This window comes from Microbispora sp. H10885 (genome assembly GCF_014161415.1).
Taxonomy (GTDB): Bacteria; Actinomycetota; Actinomycetes; order Streptosporangiales; family Streptosporangiaceae; genus Microbispora; species Microbispora triticiradicis.
Map to the genome: position 1 here is coordinate 282010 of NZ_JABBWY010000010.1, position 12972 is coordinate 294981.

Sequence of the window (12972 nt, forward strand, 5' to 3'; positions counted from 1 at the left end):
CCGGCGCGTCGCCCGCCGCCGTCGGCCACGGTGTCGCTCACTGCGCCGCCGGGACGCTCCGGACGGGAGCGCCGCCGAGGCGCGAGGAGGTCCCGGGGTCCTGGCCGCCCTCCAGCAGCAGGACCACGAGCCCGGCCGCCAGCAGCAGGGCGAAGACGGCGGCGACCATCGCGAACACCATCGACTGCCGGGACACCCCCGGCGCCGGGCGCGGCGGCAGCGTGGGAGCCTGACGGAGGCCGCGTGGCGCCGGCCTCGGCGGGGTGCCCGGCCGGGCGCCGGGCGGCTGGGTGGGCGTGCGGGCCGGCGCGTGCGGAGGCGCGACGTGGCCCGGCCCGCCGTAGGCCATGCGCCCGTCCCCCGGATGCCCGTTCCCGGGGTGGGTGTTCCCCGGGTGGGCGTCCACAGGGCGAACGCTCCCGGGGTGGGGGTCTCCGGTCTGCGCGTTCCCAGGGTGGGCGTCCATGGGCCGGGCGCTCCCGATGCGGCTGTTCCCGGTCTGCGCAATCCCGGGGTGGACGTTGCCGGGGTAGGGGTTTCCGGTCTGTGCGTTTCCGGGGTGGCCGCTCCCGTTCTGGCCGGTGCCCGGGTGGGCGTTCGCTGAGTGGGGGGTTCCGGGGGAGCCGTCGGGGGCGAGGGCGGACAGCGCGTCGCGCAGTCCGGCGGCGGTCCTGATCCGCTGGGCCGGATCGCTCGCCATGCCGTGGCGCAGGACGGCGGTGAGCGCGGCCGGCACGCCGGGGATGTCGGGGACGGGCAGCCGGTGCAGGGCCATGACGACCGCGATGTTCACCACGCCGTGCTCGGGGAAACGCGGCGGCCTGCCGTGCAGCAGGGCGTACAGCGTGGCGGCGAGCGAGTACACGTCTCCCGCGGCCGTCGGCTCCGTCAGGTCGAACGCCTCCGGAGGGGCGTACGCCGGGGTGAGCGACTCACGCGTCACCGACACCTCGCCCGGGACCGCCCCGCCCGCCCCCGGCATGGTGGCCAGCCCGAAGTCCGAGAGCGCGACCATGCCGTACGAGTTGACCAGGATGTTGGCGGGCTTGACGTCGCGGTGCAGCACGCCCAGGGCGTGGGCGGCGGCCAGCGCGTCGGCGATCCGGACGCCGATGTCGCGCACCTCCCGCGGGCCGAGCGGCCCGCCGTCGCGCAGCCGGTCGGCGAGCGACCCGTTCGGGCACAGCTCCAGCACCATGTACGGCCTGCCGTCGCCGAGCACCCCGGCGTCGTACACGTCGGCCACGTGCGGATGGCCCGACAGCGCCCCGGCGGAGGTGACCTCCCGCATGAACCTGCGCCGGTCGCGGTCGGAGACGAGCACCCTGTTGTCGACCTTGAGCGCGACCTCCCGGCCCACCGCCAGCTGCCTGGCCCGATACACGACGCCGAAGCCGCCCTGGCCCAGGATGCCGAGCATCTCGTAGCCCGGCACCAGCGGCCCGCCCGCCTCGCCCACCCGACACCTCCAGACCCGGCATCTCCAGACCCGCACCGCCGGACCCGGCCGGAGCCCGGCCGCGGAGCCCGCGTGCGGCAGACTACCGGAGTGATCGCCCGCCGGTCCGCCTCGTGATCAGGACGCGGCCCGAGCGTGACCGGCCGCCCTATCCTGGTCCTCATGACGGGCGGCAGGGCGGGCGGCACAGGGGAGCGCGGCCGGAGTCCGGAGCGGCGCAGGGACCTGCTCGACGCGGCCGACCGCGTGATCCGCCGGGAGGGCCCGCAAGCGTCGATGGCCGCGATCGCGGCGGAGGCGGGCATCACCAAGCCGATCCTCTACCGTCACTTCGGCGACAAGAGCGGCCTCTACCAGGCGCTCGCGGAGCGCCACACCCGCGTCGTGCTCGACCTGCTGCGCCCGGAGTTCGCCTCGGCCGTGGCCGACCCCCGCGTACGGGCCAGGGCCACGGTCGACGCCTACCTGGAGACCATCTCGGCCAACCCCAACCTCTACCGGTTCCTCTTCCACCGGGCGAGCGCGGAGGACAGCCGCACCCACTCGCGGATGGCCGCCATCGTGCGCGGCGTCGGCGAGGAACTGGGCACGGTGCTCGCCGAGGCGGGAGTGGCCGGTCCGGAGCGGGCGCGGGTGCTCGGGCACGCGTTCGTCGGCATGGTCCAGGCGATCGGCGACTGGTGGCTGGAGAACCCCGGGCTCGACCGCGACACGGTCGTGGACGGACTCGTCGACGTCATCGCCGGCGCGCTCAAGGCCTGATCTCACAGTAGGGGTCGCACCCCGGTTACGCATGTCGCCCATGCCGGGAAACATCAAGTACATCCGGTGGGGGTAATTTAGTTCCTCTAACTAACTGTTCCGCCGTACGCGCGCGGGAACACGAGGAGGGGAACCAGTCCGTGGCCGTAGCGAACCAGTCCCGGGCGGGGGCGCCGCAGCAGCCGGCGTCGTCCTCGCGGTACAGGTGGATCGCGCTGTCCAACACCACCCTCGGCGTCCTGATGGTGACGATCAACCAGTCCATCGTCCTGATCGCCCTCCCGGACGTCTTCCGGGGCATCCACCTCAACCCGCTCGACCCCGGCAACACGGGTTACCTGCTGTGGATGATGATGGGCTTCATGGTCGTCACGGCCGTCCTGGTCGTGATGTTCGGCCGCCTGGGCGACATGTTCGGCCGGGTCCGCATGTACAACCTGGGTTTCGCGGTCTTCAGCCTGTGCTCGATCATGCTGTCGCTGACCTGGATGGACGGCGACGCCGGGGCCATGTGGCTCATCGGCTGGCGAATCGTGCAGGGCGTCGGCGGCGCGCTGCTGTTCGCCAACTCGACGGCGATCCTGACCGACGCCTTCCCCGTCCGCCAGCGCGGCACCGCGCTCGGCATCAACTCCATCGCCGCCATCGCGGGCTCCTTCCTCGGCCTGGTCGTCGGGGGTGTCCTCGCGCCGGTCAACTGGAAGGCGATCTTCCTGGTCTCCGTGCCGTTCGGGGTGTTCGGCACGGTCTGGGCGTACCTGAAACTGCGTGACAACGGGGTGCGGCGCCGGGCGCGGATGGACTGGTGGGGCAACGCGACCTTCGCCGTCGGCCTGATCTCGCTGCTGGTCGGCATCACCTACGGCATCCAGCCGTACGGGACCGGTGTGATGGGCTGGGGCAACCCGTGGGTGATCGCCGCGCTCGCCGGAGGCGTGCTGCTGCTCGCGCTGTTCGCCTGGATCGAGACCAGGGTGGCCGAGCCGCTGTTCCGGCTCACGCTGTTCCGGCAGCGCGCGTTCCTCGCCGGCAACATCGCCAGCCTGCTCACGGCGCTCGGACGCGGCGGCCTGCAGTTCATGCTGATCATCTGGCTGCAGGGCATCTGGCTGCCGCTGCACGGCTACAGCTTCGAGGAGACGCCCCTGTGGGCGGGCATCTACATGATCCCGCTGACCGTGGGCTTCCTGTTGTCGGCGCCGGTCTCCGGCTGGCTGTCGGACCGGTTCGGCCCGCGCATGTTCACCGTGGGCGGCGCGCTGGTGACGGCGGCGAGCTTCTACGCGCTGATGACCCTGCCGACCGACTTCGGCTACGGCGTGTTCGCGCTGCTGATCCTCGTCAACGGGGTGGGCTCCGGCCTGTTCTCCTCGCCCAACCGGGCGGAGATCATGAACGCGGTCCCGGCGGAGTCGCGCGGCGTCGGCGCGGGCATGACCGCGACCTTCCAGAACTCCTCGATGGTGCTGTCGATCGGCGTCTTCTTCAGCCTGATGATCGCCGGCCTGGCGCAGTCGCTGCCGCACACGATGCACGACGAGCTCGTCGCCCAGGGCGTGCCGGCGGCGCAGGCCGAGGGCATCGCGCAGTTGCCGCCGATCGCCGTGCTTTTCGCGGCGTTCCTCGGCTACAACCCGTTCCGCGAGCTCCTCGGCGGTGTCCTGGACCGGCTGCCCGACGGCGGCGCCCACCTGACCGGCAAGGAGTTCTTCCCGCACCTCATCGCGGGCCCCTTCCACCAGGGCCTGGTCATCGCCTTCTGGTTCGCCGTGGCCGCGTGCCTGGTGGCCGCGCTGTCGTCGCTGCTGACCGGCCACCTCGGCCGCGGCCACCACGCCGCCGCGCCCGAGACGCTCGGCTCGGAGCTGGCCGCCGTCTCCGGCGAGGCCGGGCTGGCCGGCAACGAGCTGGTGGTCCCGGACGAGGAGTTCGACGCTCGCAGGGCGGCGGCCCCGGACGCGCGGGGGCCCCGGCCCTGACGCGCGTGCGGGGCCGCGCGCGGGGGCCGGGCACGCCCCCGCGCCCGGCCCGTGCTGCCTCCCGCTCGGCCATCGGGGCGCGCCCCTCCGGCTCGCTCGTGGCATCCGCCGGGCGGATCCCGCCTCCGTGGAGATCACGGAGGCGGGGCGTCGAACGGTTCGAGCACCACGACGGGGATGCGGCGCCGGGTCATCTCCACATACCTGAGGTAGACGGGGTGGCGCCGGCTCATCATCCGCCACAGGCGGTCGTACTCCTCGCCGACGGCCTCGCTCGCGCGCACCTTGACCACGCTGAGCCCGCCGGGGCCGCCCACCTCCAGCTCGGCCACGGGATCGTCGCGGAGGTTGAGCCACCAGGCGGGAGTCGCGTCGTCGCCGCCGTTCGAGGCGATCACGACGAACCGGCGGCCGTCCCTGCCGTACCCGACCGGCCGCGTGCGGAGCAGGCCGGTTCTGCGGCCCCGGGTCGTGAGGAGCAGGACGGGGATGCCGCGCATCGTGGCGGGCCTGCGCCCGCCGGTCCGGCGGTAGGTGCGCACCTGCCAGTCGCAGATGCCCCGGATGACCCTGTTGAACAGGCGGGATCGCCTGGCCATCGCGCTCAGCTCCCGAAGACGAGCCGCTGGCGGCGCCGTTGGCCGGGGCGCACCAGGATCAGCAGCAGACTGAGGACCGGTCCGGCGAGCCGGCGAATGTGCGCCATCTCGTCCGGGGTCGCGTACCGGTCGGCCCAGGCGAGCTCGAAACGCGGGTCGCCGCCCCTGAGCGACTTCTCCATCGCCTTCCAGTCGGCCGCCGCGACGTACTTCTCGATGACCGGGAAGATCCTCCGCTCCTCCTCCTCGATGTGCTCGTCGATGAGGTCGGAGAGCGTCCGGAGCGCGGCCGCCAGCTCGGTGGCGCCCCCGGCGCCCCCGGTGCCGGCGAAGGCCCGCGCCGCCACGCGGACCCGTTCGAGCAGCGGGTCGAGCTCGGAGTGGTCGTCGGACAGGTCGGCGAGGTCCACGGCGGCGCCCGCCGACCGTTCGATGACCGGCCAGACGATCTCGTCCTCCCTGCTGTGGTGATGGTGGATCGCCGCGCAGACGTCCTCCGCGTAGCGGGCGAGGGCCGTGGCGCGGGCGGCGTCCGCCCGCCGGCGCCCCGCGTCGAGGTCCTCGGCCACGGCGCGGAGCCGGTGCAGGTCGCCGCGCATGGCGCGATGGATGATGCGGATCCCGGTGAGATCGGGGGTGTCCAAGGTGAGCCTCCGTGATGTCCGAATCTGTCGCGGAACCACGGTGGCCCCGGCCGCTAAACGGTGGTTTGGCGGCCACTTGGCGGGTTCGGCCTCAGCGTGCCGAGCGCCCGCAGCGCCTCCTCGCGCCAGTGCGGCGACCCCAGTCGTTCCGCGACCTTGACGGCCGTGGCGTAGTGCTCGGCCGCCTCGGCGGGGTCGCCCAGGAACTCCGCCAGCCGCCCGAGCACGAGCCCGCAGGGGCCGAGTGTGATCGCCACGGTGTTCAGGCCGATCATCTCCTCCCGGAACGGGAGGAGAAGGCGGTGGCACTCCCCGGCCACCTCCCGGGCGCCGAGGGCGATCGCGGTGCCGGCGCGGAGCGCCACGTTGATCGTGTGATAGACCCAGCGGGTGGGCGGCCGATCCACCGGCCAGGCGGCCCGGGCCTCCTCCAGGCGCCCGGCGGCCACCAGTGCGCTGACGTAGAACTCGTCGACCTCCCCGGGGATCTGGTCGCGGGCGGCGGCGAGCTCGGCCACCGACTCGTGCGCCCGGCCGCAGGCGAGGCGTACGGCGAAGCGGGCCAGGCTGCCGAAGACCGCGGCGTTGGCTCCGCCCGCCTCGCCCATCCGGTCGGACAGGACCGTGTAGGCCGACTCGGCCTGCTCGAACTCCCCCTTGACCAGCAGGCGGAGGGCGTCGAGGAACGCGATGGTGGCCAGGACCAGGCCCAGCTGGCCGCTGGTGGAGTACTCCACCGCCCGCCCGGTGTGCCACTCCGCCGTGGCCCAGTCGTTGCGCCCGAGCGCGACCATGCACAGCGCGTGGTGACCGACCGTCTGGTAGCCGAGCAGCCCGGCGCGGGCGGAGACCTCCAGCAACTCCTGCCCGAGCGGCTCCAGCTCGTCGCGGCGCCCCGGCACGAAGAGCGACCAGTAGCGAGCGCCGAGCGCCAGGCACAGCAGGCGGGGGTCGCCGATGCCGCGGGCGATCTCGACGGCCTCGGCGCTCGCCCTGTCGACCACCTCCTCGTCGTGGCCGCCCATCTCCTGCGCCAGGGCCGCGAGCAGCCGGCACCGCAGCTCGCCCGTCGCGGTGGGCAGGCAGGCGCGGATCACCTCCACGACGTCGACGTCGAGCACCGGGTCGTTCTGCCAGATCATGGGAGCGTCGAGCGCGGTCGCCGCGCGGGCGAGGGCCCCGAGGTCGCCGAGCCGCCTGGCCACCGCCAGGGCGCGTCCGCGGGTGGCCGTCGCCCGGATGACGTCGCCCGCGCTCGCCTGGGCGGAGACCAGGCGGCACAGCAGGTCGAGCCGGACGTCGTCCGCGGGCTCGGCCGCCCCGCCCCGGGCGAGGTCCAGGGCGTCGAGGGCGCCCTCCAGCAGGGTGGCGGCCTCCCTGTGGGCGTACACGGCGGACGCCTGCTCGGCCGCTCGGCGCGCGTACCGCGCCGCCTCGCGGGCGGTGGCCGCCGTGGCGGCGGCCAGCGCGTGGTACCCGAGCGCGCCGACGTCACCGGGGCGCAGCCGTTCCAGCGCGGCGAGGACCCTCGCGTGCAGCCGCGTACGGCGCAGCCGGGGGATGTCCTCGTACAGCGTCTCGCGGACGAGGACGTGCGTGAAGCGGACCGTGCCGGGACCCGGCTCGGTGAGCAGCCCGGCGAGCACCCCCGCCTCGAGGCCGTCGAGCACGGTCTCCTCGTCGGCGTCCTGGACGGCGACCAGCACGTCGACGTCCGCGTCCCGGCCCATCAGGGCGGCGTTGCGCAGGGCCGTGCGGGCCGTCGCGGGGAGGCGGGCGACCCGCCTGCGGATGAGGTCGCGCACCCCGGGCGGCAGCGACCGGGCCGCCGACGCCCCCTCGGTCGCGAGCAGCCGGGCGGTCTCGGCCACGAACAGCGGATTGCCGCCGGTCCGTTCGGCGACCGTGCGGGCGACGGCGGCGTCCACCTCCACACCCGAGCGGTCCGCCAGCAGCCGCCGGACGTCGTCCTCGCCGAGCCCCTGGAGGGTGACGTTCTCGGCCGTCCGCACGGCCAGGGCGGCCCGCGCCGCGACCAGGTCGTCGCCCGCCTCGGCGGGGCGGAGCGTCAGGACCACCAGGATCGGGGTCCGCGCCAGCCGGGCCGCCAGGTGCCGCAGGATCTCCAGCGTCGCGTCGTCGGCGCGATGCACGTCCTCCAGCACGAGCAGCAGCGGCCCCGGCACGCTCTCCAGATAGTCGCCTACGGCCTGCGCCAGCCAGAACTGGCCGGGGCCGGAGGAGCCCTCCCGCAGCAGCGGAGCGAGCCGCGCCTCGACGCCGGGGGCCGGGGGATGCGCGGCGAACAGGCCGCGCAGGATCTCGCTCCAGGCCCACGCGGGCGGCACGCCGCCGAGCGTCTCGGGGCACCGGCCGACCGCGGTGCGCAGGCCCTCGTCGCCCGCGTGGCGGAGCAGGGCGTCGGCCAGCGTGCTCTTGCCCGCGCCGGGATCGCCGCCGAGCCAGGCCACCCGGAACCCGCGCGCGGCCTGTTCCGCGGCGGAGACCAGCCGGGCGAGCTCCGCCGTACGGCCGATCATCCGGGCGGGTGGTGGAGCGGCCGGGGCTGGAGGCGCGCCGGCCGCCGCGCGGGCGGGAACGACGACCGCGGCGGCGGCCCCTGACGCGCCGAGGGTGTCGCTGTGCGCGAGGATGTCCGCTTCGAGCGTCTTCAGGGCCGGGCCCGGGTCGACGCCCAGCTCCTCGGCGAGCAGGTTCCGGGTGCGGCGCAACGCCGCCAGCGCGTCGGCCTGCCGCCCCGAGCGGTAGTAGGCGAGGGCCAGCAGCCGCACCGCGTTCTCCCGCAACGGGTTGCCGACGACGTGGCGCTCCAGCTCGGGCGCGATCTCCGCGTGCCTGCCGAGCGCCAGCCCCGCCTCCGCGCGGTACTCCACGGCTGTGATCCTCAGCTCCTCCAGCCGCGACGCCTCGGGGACCGCCCAGTCCTGGTCGGCGAACTCGGCGAAGGCGGGCCCCTTCCACAGGGACAGGGCCTCGTCGGTCGCGCGCAGCGCCTCGCCGGGCTCGCCCCGGCCGAGCAGGTCCGCCGCCGCGTCGACCAGCGCCGGGAACCGCCACGCGTCGACGGCGCCGGCGTCGAGTTGCAGCAGGTAGCCGGGCGGGGCGGTCACCAGGACGCCCGCCGGGGTGCGCGGCGCCCGGCCCGGTTCGAGGAGCCGGCGGAGGTTGGAGACGTACACCTGCAACGCCCCCAGAGCCTTCGGCGGGGGCTGGCCCTGCCACAGGTCCTCGATGAACCGGTCCGTCGACACCACGTGCCCGCCGGCGCAGACCAGCCTCGCGATCACCGCTCGCTGGAGCGGCGGCCCCAGATCGACCGGACGTCCTTCGACCTCGGCCCGGAACCGGCCGAGCACCCATAAGCGCACCATCGTCAGGAGAGCATAGGACCGTTCCCACGCCCGGCCCAGTCTCCGGCGGTGCCGGGCCGGTCGGCCGTACACCCGTCAGCCGTACCCCGTCAGCCGTACACCTGGGACATCCGGCGCTCGTAGGCGCGGCGCCAGGAGAGGCGGTAGAGGATCCGCATGACGGCCGGAGCGGTGGTGAGGATGTGGTCGCGATCGGCGGGCGTCGCCGTGTCGAGGAGCCAGGCGGCGAGCATCGGCAGGTCGCGGCCGTGGCTCTTGACGACCTTCTTGGCGGACGCCTCCCACCAGGCGGCGCTGACGTGCTCCCTGATCAGCGGGACGACCTCGGACTCCTCCAGGTCGAGGTGGGTGTTCAGGAGCCGGTCCAGCGCGCGCAGGTCGGTGGTGACCTCGCGGGCCGGCCGCCCGCCGGCCGACAGGCGTCCGATCACGGCGTCCATCTCCTGGTGGTCGGCCTCCAGCCGGTCGAGCACGGGCGCGGCCTCCGGGACCAGGCCGCGCAGGAGCGGCCAGATCGCCTCGTCCTCCTCGGTGTGGTGGTGGTGCAGGACGCGCAGCAGCAGCGCGAGGTGCTCGTCGGCGACCGCGCGGCGCCGCTCGTCGCGGGGGTCGCAGCGGTCGAGGGCGTCGGCCAGCCGGGCGAACTCGCGCCGCAGCCCGGCGTGGAAGAGGAGGAAGGCGACGAGGTCGGGGGCGGGCTCACCCGAGCGGCGCCGGGTCTGCGTGGGTGTCTCCGGTGTTGTCATGACCCCACCATGCGCGAGGCGCCTTTATAGCGACTCAACGCCCGCTTGTGGCCCGCTTTTCCGCGGTCACCCGGGTACGGCGTCGCGCTCGCGGGTGATCTTGGCGGCCCACCAGGTCAGTCCGGACGTCGCGCAGCGCTTCGCGGCGGTCTCCAGATGCGCCCGCGCGGTCTCCGGGCCGGCCGCCCGGCCGAGGTGGGCGAGCCGCCCCAGGAAGTAGCCGACCGGCCCGGCGCAGAACGTCCCCGCCCCGAGGGCGATCCTGTCCTCGTACGGCAGGAGCCTGCGGTAGGTGTGCGCGCACGCGCCGTGGTCGCCCGCCACGATCTGGGCCTCGCCCAGCAGGCACAGGCTCGTCAGTTCGCCGAAGTCGCGCGGCACCGGGCGCCAGCCCTGCTCGCGGGCCGCCAGGGCCGGCCCGCGGTCGCCCCGCCAGTCGCCGAGGAGCACGCCGGCGATCTGCCGGTGCGCGGGGAAGGGAGAGTGCCGTTCCAGCAGTTCCTCGGCACCGTCGAGGTCCCGCATCATGAGGTGCCGGGTCAACAGCGCCGTGGAGAGCGCGGTGGCGGTGTGCCACAGGTTGAGCCGTTCGCCGGCCTCTGCCGCCGTGGCGTACGCGTTCGCCGCGCCCTCGAAGTCGCCGTCGAGCAGACGCCGGGTGCCGGTCCAGATGAGGTGCTGGAACCGGGGCCAGGGGAGATCGAGCCGCTCCACCAGCACGCCCGCCCGCTCGGCGGCCCGGTCGGCGCCCGCCACGTCGAACAGCTCCAACCGGGTCCGCTCCCTGATCATGTGGCCGAGCAGCTCGAACCCGGGCAGGCCGAGCCGGGTGAGCTCCTCGCCGATCGCGTCGAGCTCCGGCATGTGCTCGGGGAGCTGGACGCCCAGATAGCGGGCGTTCAGCGTGACGGCGAGCAGTCCCGGGCCGGCCTTCCCCGAGGCGGTGAGACGGCGGGCCATCGCCAGCGCCTCGGCCGTGGCGGTGTCGCAGCGGGGGTCGGCCGAGCCGTCGTAACGTTCCATTCCCAGACAGCCGAGCAGACGGCAGCGCAGCTCTGAATCCTCGTCCGGCAGCGCGGCGAGGGCCTCCTCGATCCGCCGCACGGTGTGCAACTCGACGTCGCCGTAGGTGTAGAACTTCCACAGTCCGGGAGCGTCCAGGCTGGTCAGCGCCCGTGCGGTGAGGAGCGGGCCGCCCGACCTGTCGGCCGCGAGCACCGCCTCCGCCCGGGTCTGCCGGGCCGCGAAGCCGTCACCGGCGGCGAGCTGCGCCCGCACCAGCTCCAGCAGCAGTTCGACGTGCTCGCGCGGGTCGGCGCCGGGAAGCGTCCCGTGCGCCTCGACCGCCCGGCGCCACCACTGCGCCGCGTCCTCGTGGGCGTACCGGCCGGCGGCCTGCCGCGCCGTGGCCGACGCCCAGCGCACCGCGTCCGCCGCGGCCTCCGGACCCGCCGCCAGCGCGTGCCGGGCCAGCAGCGCGAGATCCGACCCCGGCCGCCGTTCCAGCGCCCGCAGCGCGGCCAGGTGCAGAGCGGCCCGGCCGCGGAGCGGGATGTCGGCGTAGACCGTCTCCCTGACCAGGTCGTGGGTGAACCGCAGGTCCTCGCCGAGGATGCGCATGGCGGTCGCGGCGTCGAGCGCCTCGTCGACCTCCGTCCCGGCGCTCATCCCGGCGACCTCGGCGAGCAGCGACCGGTCCGCGCCCGTGCCGAGCACCGCCGCGGCGTCGACGGCGGGACGGAACGGGGCGGGCAGGTTCAGCAGGCGGCGGCGCAGCACGTCGGCCAGCCCTTCGGGCACTCCGGTGAGCGCCCGTTCGAGGCCCTGGTCCTCGGCCAGGCGGAGGGTCTCGCGGACGAACAGCGGGTTGCCCCGGGTGCGCTCGGCGAGCGCCGCGACGCTCGCCGGGTCGCGCAGGCCCGACAGCTCCGCCACGGCGGCGGGGTCGAGCCCCGCCAGCGGGAGGCGGAGGGCGTCGTGCCGCCCGAGGAGGCCGAGCGTGTCGTGCACGGCGGGGGAGCCCTCTCCGGAGCGCACGGTGACCACGATCGCGATCGCGCCGCGCAGCAGCGGCGCGAGGTCCGACAGCAGGCCCAGTGAGGCCGCGTCGGCCCACTGGAGGTCCTCGATCACGACGAGGAGCGGGCGGCCGGCGGCGACGGTCTCCAGGTACGCCGCCGTGGCCTGGTGCAGCAGGAACCGGGCCTCGCCCGCCTCGGCGGGGGGAGCGTCCGGCGCGGCGGAGCCGCCCGCAGGGCCGCCGGGGGAGCCGCCGAGCAGCACCCGCAGGGAGGCGGCCCACGCCGCCGGCGGCGGCACCCGCTCGCCGAGGTCCCGGACGACCTGCTGCCAGGGCCACAGGGCGGGGGCGCCCGAGGTCTCGTGGCACCGGCCCCAGGCGACCTGCCAGCCGTCGGCGGCCAGCCGCTCCGCGAACGCCTCCGCGAGCCACGTCTTGCCGATCCCCGCCTCGCCCGAGACCACCGCGAGTGCCGGCCCGCGCGTCACCCCCCGGGCCACGTCGTGCGCCAGGCCGGTCAGCCGGTCGAGCTGGCTCGCCCGGCCGACATGCCGCCGCTCCGGCGAAGACCCCTCCGCGTGCCCGCCGCCGGGGACTGATTCGGCCCGTACGGCGGCGGGTCGTACCAGAGTCCGGGGAGCGATCGCGGCCCGGTCCAGGGCGGGGTCCTGGGTGAGGATCGCCTCCTCCAGCCGCCGCAGTGCGGGGCCGGGATCGAGGCCGAGTTCCCCGGCCAGCCGGGCGCGGGCGGAACGCAGCGCCTCCAGCGCGTCCGCCTGCCGTCCGAGCGCGTAGAGCGTGCGGGCGAGCAGCTCCCACAGCCCCTCCCGGAGGGGATGCTCGGCCACCAGGGCCTCCAGCTCGCCCACCACGTGCGGGTCGCCGACCCGCCCTCCCAGCAGCCGCTCCCGGGTCACCAGGCGGGCCTCGGCCAGCCGCTCGATCTCCGGCCGGAGCCAGGGAACGTCGCCGAACTCCTCGTACGGCGTGCCGCGCCAGAGGGCGAGCGCGCGTTCGGGCTCGCCGGCCCTGGCCAGCCGCAGGAACTCCTCGGCGTCCACCTCGTGCGGGCCGAGGGCGTACCCGGGCGGGCGGCTGATCAGGACCGACGACGGGGTGCGGGGCGCGCGCCCCGGTTCGAGCACCCGGCGCAGGACGGAGACGTAACTGTGCAGGGTGCTCAGGGCGCGCGGCGGAGGGGCGCCGTCGTACAGGTCGTCGAGGATCGCGTCCACCGACACCGTGGCGCCCCCGGCGATCAGCAGGCGCGCCATCAGCAGCCGGGGCCGCGGCCCGCCGAGGTCGACGGGAACGCCGTCGACGTACGCCTCGACCGGGCCGAGCACCCGAAACATGACTGGCATGCCGGGA

The 12972-nt window shown here is 75.2% G+C and carries 8 protein-coding genes; 2 read left to right on the forward strand and 6 right to left on the reverse strand.

From position 1 onward, the window contains the following. Positions 1-37: 37 nt before the first annotated feature. Complete coding sequence (locus HHX37_RS26820) at positions 38-1459, reverse strand: serine/threonine-protein kinase (RefSeq protein WP_220503169.1); 1422 nt, start codon at positions 1457-1459, stop codon at positions 38-40. Positions 1460-1621: 162 nt separating this feature from the next. Between HHX37_RS26820 and HHX37_RS26825 the strand changes: the two genes are divergently transcribed. Together HHX37_RS26825 and HHX37_RS26830 are read left to right on the forward strand one after the other, a co-directional pair. Further along, positions 1622-2221 carry a TetR family transcriptional regulator gene (locus HHX37_RS26825; RefSeq protein ID WP_182873491.1) on the forward strand — a complete coding sequence of 200 codons (600 nt, stop codon included), beginning with the start codon at positions 1622-1624 and terminating at the stop codon, positions 2219-2221. Positions 2222-2361: 140 nt separating this feature from the next. Further along, positions 2362-4200, forward strand: coding sequence for an MFS transporter (locus tag HHX37_RS26830; RefSeq protein WP_310740555.1), 1839 nt, complete (start codon positions 2362-2364; stop codon positions 4198-4200). Positions 4201-4334: 134 nt separating this feature from the next. On the opposite strand, the gene HHX37_RS26835 is transcribed toward HHX37_RS26830, so the two are convergent. From HHX37_RS26835 to HHX37_RS26855, 5 genes are all read right to left on the reverse strand, one after another. Then, on the reverse strand, positions 4335-4799 hold the full coding sequence (locus HHX37_RS26835; RefSeq protein WP_111698700.1) for a nitroreductase/quinone reductase family protein: 465 nt from the start codon (positions 4797-4799) through the stop codon (positions 4335-4337). A 5-nt stretch (positions 4800-4804) separates the two neighbouring features. Continuing rightward, positions 4805-5443 (reverse strand): hemerythrin domain-containing protein, encoded by a 639-nt coding sequence (locus HHX37_RS26840; protein WP_259406790.1) that lies wholly within the window; start codon positions 5441-5443, stop codon positions 4805-4807. Positions 5444-5496: 53 nt separating this feature from the next. Then, positions 5497-8835, reverse strand: a complete 3339-nt coding sequence (locus HHX37_RS26845; RefSeq protein ID WP_182887222.1) for a BTAD domain-containing putative transcriptional regulator — start codon at positions 8833-8835, stop codon at positions 5497-5499. Positions 8836-8924: 89 nt separating this feature from the next. Then, positions 8925-9581, reverse strand: coding sequence for a hemerythrin domain-containing protein (locus tag HHX37_RS26850; protein ID WP_182887223.1), 657 nt, complete (start codon positions 9579-9581; stop codon positions 8925-8927). A 66-nt stretch (positions 9582-9647) separates the two neighbouring features. Further along, positions 9648-12965, reverse strand: a complete 3318-nt coding sequence (locus tag HHX37_RS26855) for a BTAD domain-containing putative transcriptional regulator (protein ID WP_182887224.1) — start codon at positions 12963-12965, stop codon at positions 9648-9650. Positions 12966-12972 lie beyond the last annotated feature (7 nt).

Bases quoted from the DNA above. Each gene is read 5' to 3' on its own strand.
- HHX37_RS26855 (WP_182887224.1), bottom strand. From the start codon at position 12,965: ATGCCAGTCATGTTTCGGGTGCTCGGCCCGGTCGAGGCGTACGTCGAC.
- HHX37_RS26835 (WP_111698700.1), bottom strand. From the start codon at position 4,799: ATGGCCAGGCGATCCCGCCTGTTCAACAGGGTCATCCGGGGCATCTGC.
- HHX37_RS26825 (WP_182873491.1), top strand. From the start codon at position 1,622: ATGACGGGCGGCAGGGCGGGCGGCACAGGGGAGCGCGGCCGGAGTCCG.
- HHX37_RS26845 (WP_182887222.1), bottom strand. From the start codon at position 8,835: ATGGTGCGCTTATGGGTGCTCGGCCGGTTCCGGGCCGAGGTCGAAGGA.
- HHX37_RS26850 (WP_182887223.1), bottom strand. From the start codon at position 9,581: ATGACAACACCGGAGACACCCACGCAGACCCGGCGCCGCTCGGGTGAG.